Here is an 18,608-nt window from a genome sequence, read left to right on the forward strand (position 1 = left end):
ATACGACAGTGTCGTTGGGCGCTGTCAAAATGTGGAACGGCAGGACAGTGGCTGCTGCGGGGCCCGGACCACCCGGCCCGGACCCCGGTCACGTCAGCTCAGTAGCAGAAGGTCTCCCAGGTGCCGATCTGTGATCCCGGCGTGCGGGCGCGGAGCATGCCCTGCGATGCGCCCGTGTAGTCCTCCTCCGCCGCGACGAACAGTCCATTGGAATTCGCCTTGATCTGGCCGCAGTAGCCCTGCCCCGGGTTGATGTCGGTGTAGAAGATCTCCCACGGCCCGAGGTTGATCTCGCCCGTCCGGGCCCGGAGCATGGCGTAGATCGTGCCCTTGTATGCCTCCTCAACCGACACGTAGTTCCAGTTGCTCTGCGAACGGATGGTGGTGACCTTGCTGACCTGGTCGCGGCAGAGGGTGAACAGCTCCCAGGGACCGACCGAGCCGGATCGCGCCCTGAGCTCGTACTGCCGGTCGCCGGTGTAGCTCGACTCCATCGAAACGTACTTGATCAGGCCGTACCGCCTGAACGAGACGTTCACCCAGCACGGTTCCGGATGCACCTGGGCCGCCGCCATGGCCTTCCCCGACACTGCCGCTGCCAGCTCCGTCGTGGCTTGCCGCTGGCTTTCCAGCTCCGGCCTGCCGGAGCCGACCGGAACCAGCGTCGGCTTGGGCACCGCCGTGAAACCGGCATCCGTCACAACGGCTGGAGCCGGAGTGGCGTGAGCCGCAGCGGGGAACAGCAGGCTGCCCAAGACGACTGCCGCTGCCACCCCGCCCCGCAGGATTCTGTAGAACATGCCTCTCCCTCGTGATTGCGCCGTCAGAGTCTGGTCCATCGGATCTCCCCCAGTTCGAGCGCCGATGCACTGGCGCAAGCATCTCGGCAGCCTCTCGCTAGCTTCTCGCCGAATCCTCAATCGCGGAGAGGTGTCAGAGCCTGGGGATCCGCAGGCGCCACTCCGTGCCGGGCAGCCCAGACGGTGCGCTTCCCGAACGGTCCGCGGCAATGAGGCGAGGACGTGGTACTGGCTGCGCCGGGCTGGGATGACTAGAGACCACTATGGACCGCTAACCAACAACCCCGACCATTGGCAGCCTGGGGCACACCGGCCAGCTCGGTGCTGGTCACACCGCCTGGGTGGCGCTGGCCAACCAGGCGGGAGTCATCACCCCGCGACCCGACCAGATCCATGTCGTGCTTGGCGAGGACTGCAGCTCCTGGAAGTCTGACCTCACCGCTTCTGCTCGTCGGGGCGGACCGCCCCCCGGGCCAACCCGTCGGCGGTGAGCTGGACGAGCTCGGCTCCCAGCGACGCCGCCTGCCGCACCGCGGCTTCGAACGCGTCGAGCCGCTGGAACGCCTCCCCGTTCGCCCGTTGCTCATCCAGTGGCAGCCGGCGCACCTGCGCCCGCCGGATGTCGAAGCGCAGCGTGCCGGACAGGCTCGATGCCTGCTTCTCGTTGGCCGAGGTGCGCAGTTGCCCGGCGAGGTACCACGGGTCCAGGGCCGCCGGGTTGGGTCGCAGCAGATAGAGGTTGCGCCCGAGCAGTGCCCCCTCGGTGGTGACGACCCGGGCGGTGAGCTGCCGGGCGATCATCGGCACCACCACGTCGCCGACGGCGAGTCGGATCTCCTGGCCGAGCTTGCCGTCGTCCCGCCCGGAGGGCCCTTCGCCGCTCAACACGTCCTGCACGGTCAGCACCGGCGGCCCTCCGGCTGACGGCTCGCCCACCTCGCTGGACGCGGCGCGGATCGGGCCGAGCAGGTGCAGAGCGCCGACCCGGGCCAGCTCCCCCACCGTCAGGAACTGCCCGTCCGGGCCGTCCGGCACGGGCGTGACCTGCGGCATCAGCGCCGGCAGATCGTTGACGACGGCGGCGAGGCGCTCTCTGGTGCGTACCAGATGTTCTCCGGTCGCGCCCGCGACGGCGGGTTGCCGGCGGGCGGGGGTGAGGTCGACGTCCTCGTCGAGCAGTTCGATGACCGGGACCGCGCGGGCAAAACCGGCCTCCTCGACCTCGGCGTCCGTGGTCAGCGCCCGCCAGGCTGCGAGGATCCGCGGGCCGGTCTCGGCGAGGTCGCCGCCGGCGGCGTCGACCAGCAGCGTCCGCGCTGGTGGCGGCGTGTCGGGCGCGGGCCGCCGCAGCACCCACAGATGCAGGGGTACGCCGTGTGGCGCGGCTGCCCCGGGTGGAAGCGCGATGACGGCGCGCAGGGCGCCGCGGCGCAGCAGTTCGGCGCGGATGCGGCGGCCGGCGCGGCGGCTGGCGACGGTGGGTGGCATCAGCAGTACGGCCTGCCCGCCAATCCGCAGGTGGGCCAGGGCGTGCTGGGCCCAGGCGAGTTCCGGCTCGGTGCGTGGGGTGGTGCCGACGATCCAGCGTGGGTCGTGGCCGAGTTCGTCGTCGCCCCAGTTGGTGACGCCGAACGGAGGGTGGCAGACGACGGCGTCGACGGTGCGGCCGGTGAACGCGTCGGCGCGCAGGGAGTCACCGGTGCAGACCTCCCCGGGCACCTCGCGCAGGGCGAGCCACAGCCCGGCGAGGCGGGCGAGGTCCTCGTCGAGTTCCTGCCCGTACGCGGAGGTGCAGCCGGCGCGGACGGCGGCGCGCAGGGTGGCGCCGGAGCCGGTGGCCGGGTCGAGGACGGAGCCGCCGCCGACGGCGGCGATGGCGACCATGAGGTCAGCGAGGTCGTCGGGGGTGGCGAACGGGCGGCCCGGCCCGGGTGTGGAGAAGCGTTGCCACAGCTCGTCGAACGCGCCCTGCGGGCCGAGTTCGTCGGCGAGCGCGTCGAGGTCGGGCAGCAGCGGTGTGAGGTGCGGGTCGGCGGGTCGGTGGGGGTGTTGGCCGCGTTGCCGGGCCAGCAGCAGGGCGCCGACGGCGGCGAGGCCGGCGGCCGGGGATTCGCTGGCGGCGGCGAGGCGTCGCCACAGCCGCTCGGCGGTGGCGAGCTCGGGGAGTTTGCCCTGGGCGCGTAGCCACTGTTCGACCTGGGTCAGGTCGAATTCGGGGCTGGCCGTGGTGCCGCCCACGGGGGTGGGGAAGTCGGTGTGGCGTTTGCGCCAGTTGCTGACTGCGGCGCGGCCGACCCCGGCGAGCCGGGCGATCTCCGCTGCCGTGATGGTCGGTGTCTCCTGCACCTCCGGAGTGTGTCATACCCGTCAAGCATCATGTCTGTTGACAGCGTTCACGGGTGATGCTCTCATTGACGCCGCTACGTTCACAGCAGGAGGAAAACGATGCGCAAGACCACGACCGTCGCTTTGATCGCCACCGCCCTCGTCGCGCTGGGCTGCGGCGCCGGCAGCAGCGACGAGAGCGCCGACGGCAAGGCCGGCACCGTCAAGGCCGACGGCGGCGGCGCCAAGGCCGACGCTGGGGGCGCCAAGGCCGACGACAAGCCGAAGACCGCGAAGATCGGCGATCCGGCCCGGGACGGGAAGTTCGAGTTCACGGTGAAATCGGCCAAGTGCGGCGTCGCCAAGGTCGGCAACGACATGCTCGGCGCGAAGGCGCAGGGCCAGTTCTGCCTCGTCACGATCAACGTCAAGAACATCGGCAAGAAGGCGCAGATGTTCTCCGACAGCAGCCAGAAGGCGTACGCCGCCGACGGCACCGAGTACTCCTCGGACAGCAGCGCCTCGCTCTACGCCAACAAGAACGCCGAGACGTTCCTCAACGACATCAACCCCGGCAACCAGATCACCGGCGTGGTCGTCTTCGACATCCCGAAGAACGTCAAGCTCACCAAGCTCAAGCTGCACGACTCGCCGTTCTCCGGCGGCGTGACGGTCTCCCTGAACTGATCAACCACTCGTCCCGGGGCGGGCGCCACCGCCCGCTCCGCCTGCCTCGACTGTTCACAGAGGAGATCGTCATGACCGACCCGACCAGCCAGATGCCGCCTGATCATCTCCCTCACCAGGCCGGCGTACCGCCGCAGCCGTCGCCGATCCCGCCTGGCGCCGGCGCTCCCCCGCCCGCCGCTCAGTACCAGGGTGCCACGCCCGCCGGCCCGCCCGGTCCGGCCGCTAGGGGCAAGCGCTCCACCGCTCGCGCCTGGCTCGTCGGCGGGATCGCCCTCGTCGTCGCCCTGTGCTGCTGCGGCGCGGTCGTCAACGCGTTCAGCGACGCCAACGACGCCCAGCCGCAATCCATCGCCGCCAAGTCGGCCAGCCCGAGCGACGCCCCGCCCACCACCGCCGCACCGACGACCGCCGCACCGACCGCTGCCGCGCCCACCTCGGCTGCCCCTGCCACGACGGAACCGGCACCCACCACCGCCCCGCCCGCCCCCAAGCCGAAGGTGATCAAGGGACGCGGCGACGATCTGGTGCGGATCCCCGACCTGACCGACCTGGCCGTCGTGAAATTCACCTGCAAGTGCACCAGCAACACGGTGCTGAAGAGCGACGGAGACGGCCTCCTCGTCAACGAGATCGGCTCGTACAGCGGCAAACGCTGGATCAATCTGGAAGATGGTTCGCTGACCACCCAGTTCGAGATCATGGCGTCCGGGTCCTGGACGTTGACCATCGGCACCGTCGCCCAACTCGCCGGCAAGTTCCCGACCGGGAAGGCTTCCGGGAAGGGCGACGACGTGCTGGTGCTCGGGGGCGACGCCACCGCCGCCAAGATCACCCACCGTCGGGGTACGGCCAACTTCGTCGTCTACGCCTACTCGCTCGAGACCGGAGAAGGTGGCCTGCTGGTCAACGAGATTGGCGGCTACTCGGGCGTACGCCCACTGTCGGCGCCCGCCCTCGTGCAGATCACCGCGGATGGCAACTGGACCATCACGCCCGCCTGATCCGTTTGCGACATCAGCTCCACAGCGTCGCCGGGGCTCACCAGGCGCGTGCCAACACGCCAGGACAGAGCCAGCTACTGGAAGCCGTCGCACCGCCACCGCCAGCAGGCCCGCATCAAGCGGAGGTCACCACATGACCCGCATCGAACCCCTGGTCGAGCTGATCTTCGAGCGGCTCGCCGCCGACCGCGTACCCGATGACACCGCCGAGGTGGTCCTCGCCGCACTGCGCGGCGAGGCCGACCTGGACGCGGCGCTCGCCGGCAAGCCGACCGCCCCGAAGCCGCAGCGCACGGCGGCGGACCAGCCGCGGGAGCGGATCTGGCTCTCGTCGGTCACCGTCGCCGGTTTCCGCGGCGTCGGCCCGGAACGCACCCTCACCGTCGAACCCGGGCCGGGGCTGACCGTGGTGGTCGGCCGCAACGGCTCCGGCAAATCCAGCTTCGCCGAGGCGGTGGAGCTGGCCCTGACCGGGGACAGCGCCCGCTGGGCCGACCGCACCAGTGTGTGGCGTACCGGGTGGCGCAACCTGCACGCCGGTGACCCGTGCCGGATCGCCGTCGAACTGCGGGTCGACGGGCAGGCCACGCCGATCCGGGTGGTCCGCTCGTGGCCGTCCGGGGCGAAGCTGGGCGCGGCCGAGGTGAACGTCACCAGCGCGGACGGCGGCCACCAGGAGCTCGCCGAGCTGGGTCTGACCCGGCCGCTGCAGCTGTACCGGCCGTTCCTCACCGCCGCCGAGCTGGGCCGGCTCACCGCCGGCACGCAGAGTCAACTGTTCGACGCGCTCTGCGCGATCCTGGGCTTGGAGGCGATCACCGACGCCGACCGCCGGCTGCTGGCCGCCGCGCGGCCCGTCGACGCGGCCATCAAAGAGGTACGCGCACAGCGCGCCGCCCTCGCCGCCACCCTCGCCGAGGTGCCGGACGACCGGGCGCGGCGGGCGGCGGCGTTGCACGTGACCCGCCCCGACCTGGCGGCGTTGGCGGCGATCCTCGACGAACCGGACGAGCGGACCGCCGACCAGGCGGTGCTGCTGTGCCGGCGGCTGGTGACGATGCAGCTGCCCGACGCCGCCGAGGTGACCCGCCTCGCCGGGCAGCTGCGGGAGGCCGCCGCGCAGGCACGCCGGCACGACGGCGGCCGGTCGCGGGCGTCGCTGCGCAGCGCCGAGCTGCTGCGGCTGGCCATCGAACACCACGACGACAAAGGGGACGGGTCGTGCCCGGTCTGCCCGACCGGCCGCCTCGACGTCGGCTGGCGGGCCGACGCCGCCGCGTCCCTGGCGGAGCTGCGCGACCGTACGCTCGCCGCGCAGGCCGCCGCCGCCCGGCTGACCGCGCTGCTGCAGCGGGCGCACTACCTGATCGACGACCTGGACGTGCCCGACGGCACCGCCGTCGGAGTGCCGGTCGACGGGCTGCACGATGCCGTGGCCGCGCTGCGGCTGGCGCCGGGCGGGCCGGAGGAGCTGGCCGCGCACCTGACCGCCCGGTACCCGGCGGTGCTCGCGGCGGCGCAGGCCGCGCAGGCGTACGCGAAGGCTCTGCTGCGCGAGCGCGACACCGGCTGGCGGGCGGCGGCCGACCAGCTGCGGGCCTGGGTCGCGGCGGCCGGGCTGCTGCCGGAGCGGGAACGCGCCCTGGCCCGGGTGCGGGCGGCGCGGGCGTGGCTGCGGGCGACCGGGGAGCGGCTGCGCGACCAGCGGGTGGCCCCGTTCGCGGAACACTCGCAGCGGATCTGGGCGCAGCTGCGGCAGGAGAGCAACGTCGAGCTGGGCGCGCTGACCCTGCAGGGTACGAACACCCGACGGCGAGTGGTGATCCCGGTCAGCGTGGACGGCGTCGACAACGGCACCGCGCTCGGCGTGCTGAGCCAGGGCGAGATGCACGCCCTCGGGTTGGCGACGTTCCTGCCGCGCGGCTGCGCGCCGGAGAGCCCGTTCCGGTTCATCGTGGTCGACGACCCGGTGCAGAGCATGGACCCGGCCAAGGTGGACGGGTTGGCGCGGGTCCTCGCCGAGCTGGCCGAACAGCGGCAGCTGGTGGTGTTCACCCACGACACCCGGCTGCCCGACGCGCTCGGCCGGCTCGGCCTGGGTGCCGCCCGCATCGTGGCGGTGGCCCGGGCCGAGCGGTCGGTGGTGACCCTGCGGCCCGGCCAGTGATCGGCTACGTACGCGAGCAGGGAACGGAATTCGAACGGTAGGAGAGGTGCATGTCCCGAAACCATCGCGACCACGCCGATCGGCCTGTTGAGCTGTTCCGCAGGGACGAGGGCAGGTCGACGACCTCGTGGCCGACTACCACGAGCTGCCCAGCGTCGGGGCGTACGAGGTGATGGTGCGCCGCTACATCGAGGGCCGGCTCGCCGAGCTGGCCCAGGCCCGGGGTGCGACCGCCGCCGGCTTCGAGGCGGACCTGCTGGCCGTCTTCGAGGACCTGTCCGGTCGCGGGCACGGCGATCCGCTCGGGGCGCTGGCCATCGCGACAGGCCGGTCGCGGGACTCCCTCCGCCAACTGCTCGCTGCGGCCCGCCGACGGGATGAAGGCACCAGAACGCCACAAAGTCCTGGTCCCCGCGATTCCGGCGCGTAGACGGGTAGTCCCTCCTGCCGACTGTTTCCGGCAGCGACGACCCGGGGGGGCCGATCATGTTTGGCTTCGTGCTGGCGCTCGGCGCCGCGTTCTGCAGTGCCACCGCCGCGACCCTGCAGTCGATCGGGGCGCGTCGGATCGCGACAACCGCGCACCTTGATCCTCGGCTGCTGTACCGGTTGCTGCGAAGCGGGCCGTACGCGGCGGGACTGGCGTTGGACGGGGCATCGTCCGGGCTCACCTTCACCGCTCTGCGGAGCGTACCGCTGTTCGCGGTCCAGGCGGTGGGGGCGGCGAACCTCAGCATCGTCGCGTTCCTGGCCATGCTGGTGCTGCGGGTCAAACTGTCGGCGCAGGACGCGGTCGCGATCGGCGGGGTGGTCATCGGGCTGGTGCTGCTGGTGATTTCGGCCGTCATCGGGCCGCCGTCGGCGATGCCGAGGGTGGCCGGTTGGTGGCTGCTCGGGGCGGTGGTCACGTTGGCCGTCGGCAGCTATCTGGGCAGCCCTCGGATGCGAAGTCCCGCGTTGCCGGGGCTGCTGGCCGGGCTGTCCTTCGGTTCCGCGGCCCTCGGCGCCCGGCTGCTCGGCCGGATCGGCTCGGTGGATGGCCTCGCGACCAATCCGATCACCTACGCGTTGGTGATCGCCGGCCTGAACGGGCTGTTGCTGTACGCCGCGGCCCTGCAACGCGGATCGGTGACGGTCGCCTCGGCGTCGACCATCGTGGGACAAACGGTGGCGCCGGCGTTGGTCGGTTGGTTACTGCTCGGCGACCAGGTCCGGCCCGGGTTCGCGCCGGTGGCGGTGCTGGGCTTCGTGCTCGCTGTCACTGGTGCGGTGGCCCTCGCCCGGCACGCCCAGCCCCACGCGCCCGCACCCGGCTGACGCTGGCCGCAGCAGGTATCAGGAGGGGGCGGGTGTCGGTTGGTTGACACTTCAGAACCCTGAGCCGTCTTCACAAAATGTATCGATCGGGTGACCCTTGGTAAATGGGTGTCCGGTCAGGGTTCGTCGTCGCCCTCGAAGGTCAGAGCGGAGTCGGCAAGAGCACCGCCGCTCGACTCGTGTGCGAAGGACTTCAGCGCCTCGGCCGGAAAACATTGCTCACCCGAACCCCGTCCACCTCCAAGATCGGCACGATGGCCCGTGGCGGAACCGCCGATTTACGAGGGTTGGAACTGACCCTGCTGGTGGCAGCCGACCGCTATCACCACGAACGTACGGTCGTTCGTCCGGCCGTAGCCGATGGCGCCATTGTGGTGTGCGACCGATATCTGGCGTCTTCGCTGGTGTTGGATCCGCTCGACGGTGTGGCGCCCGATCTGGTGCGGGCGATCTACCGGGGCTTGCCGCCGGCCGGTCTGACGGTCGTCCTATGCGGTGATCCGCAGGTGTGCGCCGCGAGGGCCACGGCCCGGGGTCTCTACAGCCGTTTTCACACACCCGATCCGCGAGCCAACGACCGTGAGCGCACCGCGTACGAGGCGGTCGTCGAGGAGTTACGGCGCGGCGGGTGCCCAGCGATCACACACGAGATAGGCGTCGCCACCGCCCCGGCCGTGGCCGACGACCTGGTTGAGCTGATTCTGGCGCACGAGGAGGCTGGGCGGTGAAGGTCGGACTGCTCTATCCAGAGGTGTATGACATGGCGCGCTTCCGAGAGGGGCGCAAGGAGTTCCCGCCGTTCGGCGTGCTCTATCTGGCCGCAGTCCTGCAAGAGGCGGAGCACCGCGTACGCGTTGTCAAAGTCACGCCGGAGGACACCGAGCCCGACCTGTCCGACTGCGATGCCGTCGGCTTTTCGCTTGCCTCGTCCGCCACGTACGGGATGATGCTGGCGGCCCGCAATGCTGCTCGCATCCGAGCCGGCGCGCTGATCATGGTCGGCGGTGTGCACTGCAACTTCTATCCCGAGATGAGTCTGACGGACTTCCGAGCCGACGTCGCTGCCATAGGCGAGTCGGAGGAGAGCATCCTCGAGGTGCTCTCCCACGCAGCAGAAAAGCGCTTCGACGGGGTAGCGGGGGTTCTCTGGCGCCATGGCGACGAGCTGCGGCGGGAGCCCGTCCGCCCCCTGCTGCGCGACATTGACCAGTTGCCGCTACCGGCCCGGTCCCTGTTGCCGGCCGACGATCTGATCCTCACCGACCGGTTGGCCGGCACGGACTTGCGGATGGCGCACGTCATGTTCAGCCGGGGATGCCCTTTCCCGTGTTCCTTCTGCGCGGCGGGGCAGACGCGGATCCAATACCGCAGCGGGGCCAGCGCCCGACGCGAGTTGATCCACCTCATCGAGGCCTACGGGATCCAAGGCTTTGCGATCGTGGATGACAACTTCGTTGTCAACAAGCGCAAGGTGGGTGACATCTGTGACTCCATCGCTGACCTGGGCATGCGCTGGTCCGCGCTGTCCCGGGTCGACACCGTTGACGGTCCGCTGCTGGCCAAGATGGCCGCCGCCGGGTGCATCGAGATCAAGTACGGCATGGAGTCCGGCAGCGAGCACCTGCTCAAGGCGATGCGGAAGAACACCACCCGCGAGCAGATCCGCCGGGCGGTCCGAGCGACTGTTGAGGCGGGAATAGCCGCCAAGGTGTTCGTCATCCATGGCTATCCGGGCGAAACCTTGGCCAGCACCGAGGAGACCATCTCCTTACTGGCCGAATTGGAACCGGCGCTGTCCCGGGTGTCGCTGTTTCGATTCGTTCCGCTGCCGGGGACGCAGGTGTATGACCAGGCCGCCAGTCACGGCATACGCGGCATTCACCTGCAGCCCGACTGGGACGGCGAGTGGGTGAAGTTCCACATTCACCACAACAATCGGCACTGGTGGGGGACCAACGCGCAGTGGGAAGAGACGCAACGATCGTACGAGCTACTGCGAGACTTCGTCGAACAACGCTGGGGGCGGCAAGCTTAGCCGCTGTGCGGGCAGACCCGTGTTAGCTTCGGTGGGTGCGCGAGGTGCCAGCAGGAGTCACGGCCACCCATCGCCTCAACTCGTCAGAGGCCGATCGGCTCTGGCAGTGGGTGCTACGCCGCCAAGGCGTAGGGTCCAGCGACCGATACGCCACCGTGCCGGACATCGTCGACGCCACCCTGGGGTTGCATGCCGCCCGGTTGTCGTCTCCGTTCGCCACAGTGCTGGCACGGGCTCGGACGCCGGAGATCGCGTTGCGCCTGTGGCACCCGGCCACCCATCAGGTGGTGACCACGGTCCGGTGCATGCGGAAGACGCTGCACACTCTCCCGCTCAACCTGGCGGCGGTGGCCCACGCGGCGACCCTGCACTACCGAGAACGCGATGCGCTGCGGCAAATCCTCAACGCTGACCTGTCCACTCCACTCATCGCGCGGACGGCCCGGGCCATCCAAGCGCTCCTCACCGAGCATGGTCGCCTAACACCGCGCCAGATCGAGGAGCGTCTCGCTACCGGCGTCACCACCGTTGTCGCCGTCCGCTTGGCACTCAAACTCGGCTGGGAACGAGGCTTGTTCACCTACCGCAATCGAAGCTCCAGTTGGAACCGGGAACTTCGCACGTTCGCTCTCACCGCCACCGTCCACCCCCAGCTCGACATGAACCTCGACCGGGCCACAGCCACCGAGCAGCTCGTCGCCGAATACTTCGATCGCTACGGCCCGGCCTCGCTGCGCGACGTCACCTGGTGGTCTGGGCTGTCCCGCACCCGGATAATTGCGGCTCTCGACCGGATCGGCCAACCACTCATCGCGTTGCACACCCCATGGGCCCCGGCACCGCTGTACATGTTCCGTCACCGGTTCAGGGAATTCGAGCAGATCAGCTCTGGGGAACCACCACCGGCCGAACCGGTCTTGCTCGCCCACGAGGACGTCGCTCTCAAGGCCTACGCGGAGACCCGCACCCGATACCTGGGCCTGCTCGACCAGCGAGCTGCCTTCAACCAGATCGGCGAGGCCCTACCCACCATCCTTCTCGCTGGCCGCGTCGTGGGCGTCTGGAGTTGGGACACCCGCGTTCGGGCCGTGACCCACACCCTCTTCCGCGGCCACACAAGCCCAGCAGACCGGGCAGGTATCCGCCGCGCAGCCGAACGCGTCACCGCGGCGCTGCGCCAAGGATCACGACCACAGCAGCCGGACGACACGCCACTCGCTCCCTGACCGACACCCTGTACGGCTGGTAGCGTCCACGACACCTGACTGTCCTCGCGGAGCTGGCCGATGCAACCACTCTCCCCCACCACCACGCTGGCCAACCTTCAGCGTTATGTCGCCGACATGGAGAAACAGCGCGGATTTACCGACCGCACGGTGATTGATCAATGCCTCATGCTTGGCGAAGAGGTCGGTGAGCTGTTCAAGGCGGTCCGCAAGCATCAACAGCTTCCCATCAGCAGCACGTCCATCGTCGGCACGGTTGACGAGGAGTTGGCTGACGTCCTCATCTTCCTCTGCGCGGTCGCCAACCGTTACGGCATCGACCTGAGCGATGCCCTGCGCCGGAAGGAACAACACAACGAGCAACGCACGTGGCGGTAGAGCCAACCTCGCCGCCGTGGTCGCCGGCCCGTGACGGTCACCATCCGAGCACCGCGAAACGTCCTTACTTTGGGGTGTTTCGCGGTAATTTGATCTGGGGTGGCCGAAGCGGAGAAGGGGTGACCCGTGCGAGCAGTCGTCTTCGATCAGTACAAATCCACACCGGTGCTGAAGGAGGTCGACCGTCCGACGCCCGGGCCCGGCGAGGTGCTGCTCAAGGTTGCCGGAGCCGGAGCCTGCCACTCCGACGTCGCGGTCTACCGCGAGTTCGACAGGGAGTTCGGCCCACCACAACTACGCCCACCCTTCGTGCTCGGGCACGAGAACGCCGGATGGATCGCGGAGCTGGGGTCCGGCGTTGACGGCTTCACGGTGGGCGACGCGTACCTCGTCTACGGGCCGATTGGCTGCGGCCACTGCCGCGCGTGTTCCCGCGGCCAGGACACCTACTGCGAAAACGCCGCCACCATGCCCTACCTCGCCGCGGGCCTGGGCCGGAACGGCGGGATGGCGGAGTACCTGGCGGTGCCGGCACGCAACCTCGTCCCGCTGGGCGAGGCCGACCCCGTCGCCGCAGCGCCGCTCGCGGACGCCGGCCTGACGCCGTACCACGCGATCAAGAAGTCACTGCCGGCGCTGGCGGGCGGCGGCCGGCATGCTCTGGTCATCGGCCTCGGCGGCCTCGGACAGGTCGCGGTGCAGATCCTCACCGCCATCACCGGCGCCACCGTCATCGCCACCGACATGAACCCGGCTGCCATGGCCCGGGCCGAGGCCAGCGGAGCGGTGACCGTGCCCGGTGGGCCGGCACAGGCCGCGGCCATCCGCGACCTGACCGGTGGCCGGGGCGTCCACGCGGTCTTCGATTTCGTCGGCGTCAACCCCACCATCGCGCTCGCCATGTCGGTCGTCGCCGTGCAGGGCCGGGTCACGGTCGTCGGCATCGGTAACGGCACCTACTCCTGGAACTTCTACGGCGTGCCGTACGAGGCCGAGATCACGAACACCTACTGGGGCACGATCGAAGAGCTGTACGAGGTGGTCGACCTGTACCGGGCCGGGAAGATCGCCCCACAGATCGAGGTGTTCGCCCTCGACGACGCCCTCGAGGCCTACCGCCGGCTCGAGGCCGGCGAGCTCACCGGCCGCGCCGTGGTCGCGCCAGCCGGGCAGCAATAGCGATACCACTATGCCGATCGAGCAGCCATCCACTTCTCCAGGCCGTCGGCGTCCAGCGGCAGCGCGTCGGAGAGCACCTCCATGCCGTCGGGCGTAACCATGAGGTCGTCCTCGATCCGTACGCCGATACCGCGCAGCTCCGGCGGCACGGTCAGATCGTGCGCATGGAAATACAACCCGGGTTCGACCGTGAGCACCATGCCGGGCGCCATGACCGCGCCCTGATACGCCTCCGGTGTCGCCCGGCCGCAGTCGTGCACGTCCAACCCCAGGTGATGGCCGACCCCGCACACCAGGTAGCGCCGATGGTGCTGGCCGGTGTCGGAGAGCGCCTCGTCCACGGAGACCGGCAACAGTCCCCAGTCCGCCAGGCCCTGTGCGATCACCTCCATCGACGCGTGGTGGAAATCGGTCCACCGGCGGCCGGGACCCACCGCCGCCAGCCCGGCCCGGTGGGCCTGCTCCACCAGGTCGTGCACCTGCCGCTGGACGGGAGTGAACCGCCCGGAGGCGGGGAACGTGCGGGTGACGTCGGCCGTGTAACAGCTGGTGACCTCGACGCCCATGTCGAGCAGGAGCAACTCGTCCGGCAGCACCGGGCCGTCGCAGCGCCACCAGTGCAGGGTGGGTGCGTGCTGGCCGCTGCCGACGATCGTGGCGTAGCCGGGGCCGTTGCCGTACGCGCGGGCGTACCGGTCGAAGGTGCCCTGCAGCCACCGCTCACCGGGCCCCGCGACCGCGGTGGGAATCTCGCGGACCACCTCGGCGAAGCCCTCGACCGTACGGTCCACGGCCTCGCGGAGCTGCCCGATCTCCCACTCGTCCTTGTACATGCGCAACTCGGCGAGGGTGCGGCCCACCTCCTCGTCCCGGGTCACCTCCTCGGTGAGCTCCGACAGCGGACGGACCTCGACGCCCAGCGCCCGCGCCCACTCGGCCAGCCCGGGCTCGGCCCCGACCCACAGCTCGCCGTAACGGGCGTCGGACCAGAAGCCGGCGTTGCCGGGCGTGGCGGGCGGCGGCAGGTAGAGGGTCGGCTCGCCGTCCCGCAGCACCACCACGGCGTTCTGGACCGCGCAGCCCGTCACCCAGAGGAAGTCGCTGTCCGGGCGGAAGTCGTACGTCATGTCGTTGCTGCGTACGGGCGCCTCCCCCGCCGCCAGCACGATGGTCCGGCCGGGGAGCGCCTCGGCCAGCCGGGCCCGGTGGGCGGCGGCCGCCTCGACGGCGCCGGGGACAACCGGTGGAGTGCGGTCTGGCACGCCCCAGCCCGTGTTCATGTACGCCACGAACCCCGGGATCTCGGACAGCTTCGGCGGCTTGCCCTCACGCAACGGTGACACTCCTTCTGTGTTGTCCCTGATCAGGGTCAGTGCAATGGCACACCTTACCGGGAGGTGTCGAGGGCGCCCGAGCGGGCGAAGCGAGCCGGTTCGTGGGCGACGCAATGATGTTGACCGCGTCGATACGGTCTGGGCATGTGCCTCGACGGTAATGCCCCCGCCTCCGCTGCCACCGAGCCCTAGATCGAGCTGACGTCGGCCGATGGTTCCTGCTTCGGCGCCTACCTGGCCCGGGCCGACGAACCCACCGGCGCCCGGCTGGTGCTCCTGCCGGACGTCGCCGGGTTGCGCTCGCCATTTCGCGACCTGGCCCGCCGGTTCGCCCGTACCGGAGCCGACGTGCTGGTCATCGACTACTACGGCCGGGCACTGGGGCCCGCAGCCCGCGACGAGGAGTACGACCCCACGGTCAGCGAGACCTTCGACCGCGAGCTCATGCTGGCGGACCTGACGGCGGCACTGGCGTACCTGCGGGAAACCGGGGACGGGCCGGTCTACGCGGCCGGCTTCTGCATCGGCGGAACCAACGCGCTGTACGCCGGTACCGCCGACCTCGGCCTGGCCGGCGTCATCGGAATCTGCCCGTACGTGGGGCAGGTGGGTGTGTCACCGGCGCTGCCCGAGGACTTCGCGTCCAGGATCCGGGTACCGGTGCTCGGCCTGTTCGGCGGGGCCGACACCGAGGTGCCCGACACCGTGCACAAGGCCCTCGCCACACACCTGGCCGCAGCGAACACGCCGCACGACATCGTGGTCTTCCCCGGCCAGCCGCACGGCTTCATCGAGTGGGACCACTTCGGCCGGGCCGGGCACGCCGAGGCCGCCGCCGAGGCCTGGGCGCGCATCACCGCGTTCCTGCGGTAACGATCGAGCACAGCGTCCCCGATCAGCCCCACGTCCGAGAGGCCGGGCTATGGTGGCCGGATGCAGGCCCGGCACGGTGTCCGTCGCACCGATCAGAAACTGTCGGTGTCGGCGCTGTTCGTGCTGGCCTTCCTCGTCGTGGTTCTGGCCACCGCACGGGCCGTGGGGCTGTGCATCGTGTTCCGCCTGGCGCGGCGGGCCGTACCCGGATGTGTGGCGGCCTGGTCGGCCGACCGCGCTCCCCCACGGGTCTCGGTCACCGCCTGACGTCCGCCCACCCCTCACCAGCGCACGCCCCCTGGCGCTGGCTCACCGGCCTGGAGCACCATGCCCACCTCGCGTGATCACACGTACCCACCGGTCCTGCCCTGGAACGAGGGGCGGTGACCAGGGTGGCCGCCGGCACCCACGCCCGGCCGGGTGTCCGGTGGCCCGTCGCGCTCGACCTGGGCACGTCGGCGGTCCGTGTCTGGGCCGCGGCCTCCGACACGGTCCTCAGCGAACCCGCAGTGATCACCCATGGCAGAAGTGGCCGGCAACCGGTGGGGCGGGCGGCGCTCGACCTCGCGCGGACCGGCGGCGCCAATCTCGTCTGGCCGGTACGCCAGGGTGTCGTCGAGGACTTCTTCGGCTGCGTACGACTTCTGCGGGTCCTGCTCGCCGCCGTTGGCCGGACCGATGGTGACACGTCCCCGGTGCTCGTCGGTGTGCCCGCGACCGCCACCCTGCGCCAGAGGAACCTGCTGGTCGCCGCGGTCCGTCGCGCCGGCGGGGGGCGGGTGACCGCGGTCGAGGAACCGTTGGCGGCGGCGCTGGCCTGCCAGGCCGACCTGCACGGCGGCGACATCGTGGCCGTCGACATCGGCCACGGCCGCACGGAGGTCGCCCGGATCGCCGACCGGGCGATCGTCTCCGCCGAACGCGTCGACCTGGTCAACCCGATCGACCAGGTGCCCGCGATCGCTGACTGCGTCCGGCGGCTCGCGCTCGACGCCGGTCCGGGCCGGATGGGTAACCGCCGGCTGCTGCTCACCGGTGGCGGCGCGATGCACCCCGGAACGGCCGCCCGGCTGGCAGCGTTGACCGGCCGTTCGGTCACCATGCCGCCCGATCCGTCGCTCGCCACCCTCACCGGCCTGCGGCTACTGCTCGCCGGCGGTCCCGCCTCACCTGCCGTCAATGACTGTGGGTGATAGCCACTCTCAGACACCATCTGTCACTCTTCGTGATGGTGCCGGGTGTCACCTTCACGCAGGACCCACTGCCACCTCAGGCCGTGTGACCAGCGAAAATCCGTAAGACAGGCGCCGCGCGCAACTTCCCTTCGCTCGCCCTTTGCTCTGCAGCCATATACGCAGCAGCAACCGCCCGTGACTGTTGCGTGGGTGGCTGCAGAGCAAAGGGCGGAGTGGGTGAAGGCCGCGGGAAGCCCGCTCGTCACTCCACGTCACCGTTCTCGGCGGGCCGCCGCCTGAGGTGGTCGGGCGGGACGCTGCCGGGCTGCCTGCCACCTCCGGCCGCCTGGATGATTCGTCGTTCTCCTCCGATTTTGTCGGCAATCGCCCACAATTGACGGGCCAGGGCGAGTCGCCGTAGACCGGACACCGCCCGCACGGGAGGCTGGGACGGAGGGCGGCGATGGCCACCTACGAATACCGCTGCCGCCAGGACGGCAGCTTCGACGTCGCGCTGCCGATCGGGACAGCCGGCCCGTCGACGCGCTGTCCACGGTGTGGAGCCCCGGCCCGACGCACGTTCACCCCTCCGAGACTCACGCGCACGCCGGCGGGACTCCGTACGGCGCTCGACCGGGCGGAGCGAAGCGCGGAGACGCCGGAGGTGGTGCGGCGGATGCCGGGCGGCCTCCCCGCTCGCCGGTCGTCGAATCCCGCCCACGCCCGCCTGCCCCGATGGTGACCGGGGCCGGGCGGTCACATCCACCTGCCCCGCCTTCGCGGGCGGAACGAAAGGCGGGACGTCATGCCTGAGCTGCTGTTCGCCCTCGACTCAAGCAAAAAATTCACCGACCAGGCGAAGGTCGGGCACAACCGGTGGCATCCCGACATCCCGCCGGTGGCGACCGTACGACCCGGCCAGTCGTTCCGCGTCCACTGCCGAGAGTGGTTCGACGGTGCGATCCACAACGACGACTCGGCCGAGGACATCCGCGACGCCCCGCTGAAGCGGGTCCACGCCCTCAGTGGCCCGTTCGCCGTCCAGGGTGCCGAGCCGGGCGACCTGCTCATGGTCGACATCCTCGACATGGGCCCCATCCCGCAGGAGGACTCCGGCCCCCTGTCCGGCCAGGGCTGGGGCTACACCGGCATCTTCGCCAAGGCCAACGGCGGCAGCTTCCTCACCGACCAGTTCCCCGACGCGTACAAGGCCATCTGGGATTTCCACGGCCACCGGGCCACCTCCCGGCACATCCCCCGGGTGTCGTTCACCGGGATGTCCCACCCAGGGCTGATGGGCACCGCGCCGTCCGCGGCGCTGCTGGCCAAATGGAACCAGCGCGAAGGGACGCTGATCGCCACCGCCCCGGACCGGGTGCCGCCACTGGCCCTGCCACCCGAGCCCGAGAACGCGATCCTCGGCACCCTCACCGGCGCCGAGTTCGACCGGGTGGCCGCCGAAGCGGCCCGTACCGCTCCCCCCAGGGAGAACGGCGGCAACCAGGACATCAAGAACTTCACCGTCGGCAGCCGGGTCTTCTATCCCGTGTACGTGCCCGGCGCCAACCTGTCCGTCGGCGACCTGCACTTCTCTCAGGGCGACGGGGAGATCACCTTCTGCGGCGGCATCGAGATGGGCGGCTTCATCGACCTGCACGTCGACCTCATCAAGAACGGCATGCAGACGTACGGCGTCACCGAGAATGCGATCTTCCTCCCGGGAAACACCCCGCCGCAGTTCAGCCAGTGGCTGGCCTTCTCCGGCATCTCCGTCACCCTCGACGGCGAACAGCGCTACCTCGACTCGCAGCTCGCCTACCAGCGCGCCTGCCTGCACGCCATCAACTACCTGACCCGCTTCGGCTACCAGCCCGAGCAGGCGTACCTGCTGCTCGGCGCGGCACCGATCGAAGGCCGGTTCTCGGGCGTGGTGGACATCCCCAACTCCTGCGCGACCGTCTACCTGCCCACCGAGATCTTCGACTTCGACGTACGCCCCTCCGCCGCCGGCCCCACCCGGATCGACCCGGGCCCCGGCGCCCCGAAGGCCAGCATGAGCTGACCCGCTGGGGCTGCGCCAAAATGGGACGTCAGCGACCCTGGTCGCA

Annotated in this window: 18 protein-coding genes; 15 read left to right on the forward strand and 3 right to left on the reverse strand. The window is 70.4% G+C overall.

Annotated elements, in window-relative coordinates; all coding sequences use genetic code 11:
* Window positions 1–98 precede the first annotated feature (98 nt).
* Window positions 99–839, reverse strand: a complete 741-nt coding sequence (locus ABZ671_RS24545; RefSeq protein WP_357862214.1) for a hypothetical protein — start codon at window positions 837–839, stop codon at window positions 99–101.
* Between the two features lie 396 nt (window positions 840–1,235).
* On the reverse strand, window positions 1,236–3,146 hold the full coding sequence (locus ABZ671_RS24550; RefSeq protein WP_357862216.1) for an N-6 DNA methylase: 1,911 nt from the start codon (window positions 3,144–3,146) through the stop codon (window positions 1,236–1,238).
* Between the two features lie 99 nt (window positions 3,147–3,245).
* Between ABZ671_RS24550 and ABZ671_RS24555 the strand changes: the two genes are divergently transcribed.
* The 10 genes from ABZ671_RS24555 (at window position 3,246) to ABZ671_RS24600 (ending at window position 13,118) form a co-directional block, all read left to right on the forward strand.
* Complete coding sequence (locus tag ABZ671_RS24555) at window positions 3,246–3,812, forward strand: DUF4352 domain-containing protein (protein ID WP_357862218.1); 567 nt, start codon at window positions 3,246–3,248, stop codon at window positions 3,810–3,812.
* Window positions 3,813–3,883: 71 nt separating this feature from the next.
* Complete coding sequence (locus ABZ671_RS24560) at window positions 3,884–4,816, forward strand: hypothetical protein (RefSeq protein WP_357862220.1); 933 nt, start codon at window positions 3,884–3,886, stop codon at window positions 4,814–4,816.
* Window positions 4,817–4,949: 133 nt separating this feature from the next.
* On the forward strand, window positions 4,950–6,983 hold the full coding sequence (locus ABZ671_RS24565) for an AAA family ATPase (RefSeq protein WP_357862222.1): 2,034 nt from the start codon (window positions 4,950–4,952) through the stop codon (window positions 6,981–6,983).
* A gap of 127 nt (window positions 6,984–7,110) precedes the next feature.
* A complete protein-coding gene (locus ABZ671_RS24570) occupies window positions 7,111–7,413 on the forward strand; it encodes a hypothetical protein (protein ID WP_357862224.1) in 303 nt (100 codons plus the stop codon).
* 56 nt (window positions 7,414–7,469) lie between these two features.
* On the forward strand, window positions 7,470–8,300 hold the full coding sequence (locus tag ABZ671_RS24575) for a hypothetical protein (protein WP_357862226.1): 831 nt from the start codon (window positions 7,470–7,472) through the stop codon (window positions 8,298–8,300).
* Window positions 8,301–8,404: 104 nt separating this feature from the next.
* Window positions 8,405–9,028: a dTMP kinase gene (locus ABZ671_RS24580; RefSeq protein WP_357862228.1), complete on the forward strand. Its 624-nt coding sequence runs from the start codon at window positions 8,405–8,407 to the stop codon at window positions 9,026–9,028.
* Window positions 9,025–10,335 (forward strand): radical SAM protein, encoded by a 1,311-nt coding sequence (locus tag ABZ671_RS24585; protein ID WP_357862230.1) that lies wholly within the window; start codon window positions 9,025–9,027, stop codon window positions 10,333–10,335. The genes ABZ671_RS24580 and ABZ671_RS24585 overlap by 4 nt, the downstream gene beginning before the upstream one ends.
* Window positions 10,336–10,370: 35 nt before the next feature.
* Window positions 10,371–11,561, forward strand: a complete 1,191-nt coding sequence (locus ABZ671_RS24590; RefSeq protein ID WP_357862232.1) for a crosslink repair DNA glycosylase YcaQ family protein — start codon at window positions 10,371–10,373, stop codon at window positions 11,559–11,561.
* A gap of 60 nt (window positions 11,562–11,621) precedes the next feature.
* A complete protein-coding gene (locus tag ABZ671_RS24595; protein WP_357862234.1) occupies window positions 11,622–11,939 on the forward strand; it encodes a MazG nucleotide pyrophosphohydrolase domain-containing protein in 318 nt (105 codons plus the stop codon).
* Between the two features lie 126 nt (window positions 11,940–12,065).
* Complete coding sequence (locus ABZ671_RS24600; RefSeq protein WP_357862236.1) at window positions 12,066–13,118, forward strand: NAD(P)-dependent alcohol dehydrogenase; 1,053 nt, start codon at window positions 12,066–12,068, stop codon at window positions 13,116–13,118.
* Between the two features lie 8 nt (window positions 13,119–13,126).
* On the opposite strand, the gene ABZ671_RS24605 is transcribed toward ABZ671_RS24600, so the two are convergent.
* The gene (locus ABZ671_RS24605; protein WP_357862238.1) at window positions 13,127–14,452 is read right to left on the reverse strand and encodes an aminopeptidase P family protein; all 1,326 of its coding nucleotides are present in this window, start codon (window positions 14,450–14,452) and stop codon (window positions 13,127–13,129) included.
* 198 nt (window positions 14,453–14,650) lie between these two features.
* On the opposite strand from ABZ671_RS24605, the gene ABZ671_RS24610 reads away from it, so the two are divergent.
* The 5 genes from ABZ671_RS24610 (at window position 14,651) to fmdA (ending at window position 18,562) form a co-directional block, all read left to right on the forward strand.
* Window positions 14,651–15,325, forward strand: a complete 675-nt coding sequence (locus ABZ671_RS24610) for a dienelactone hydrolase family protein (protein ID WP_357862278.1) — start codon at window positions 14,651–14,653, stop codon at window positions 15,323–15,325.
* A gap of 60 nt (window positions 15,326–15,385) precedes the next feature.
* Window positions 15,386–15,592, forward strand: a complete 207-nt coding sequence (locus ABZ671_RS24615; protein ID WP_357862240.1) for a hypothetical protein — start codon at window positions 15,386–15,388, stop codon at window positions 15,590–15,592.
* A 116-nt stretch (window positions 15,593–15,708) separates the two neighbouring features.
* The gene (locus ABZ671_RS24620) at window positions 15,709–16,518 is read left to right on the forward strand and encodes a rod shape-determining protein (protein ID WP_357862242.1); all 810 of its coding nucleotides are present in this window, start codon (window positions 15,709–15,711) and stop codon (window positions 16,516–16,518) included.
* Between the two features lie 445 nt (window positions 16,519–16,963).
* A complete protein-coding gene (locus tag ABZ671_RS24625; protein WP_357862244.1) occupies window positions 16,964–17,242 on the forward strand; it encodes a zinc ribbon domain-containing protein in 279 nt (92 codons plus the stop codon).
* Window positions 17,243–17,305: 63 nt separating this feature from the next.
* Window positions 17,306–18,562 (forward strand): formamidase, encoded by a 1,257-nt coding sequence (gene fmdA, locus ABZ671_RS24630; protein ID WP_357862246.1) that lies wholly within the window; start codon window positions 17,306–17,308, stop codon window positions 18,560–18,562.
* Window positions 18,563–18,608 lie beyond the last annotated feature (46 nt).

It is taken from the genome of Micromonospora sp. NPDC006766 (genome assembly GCF_040636055.1).
Lineage (GTDB): Bacteria > Actinomycetota > Actinomycetes > Mycobacteriales > Micromonosporaceae > Micromonospora.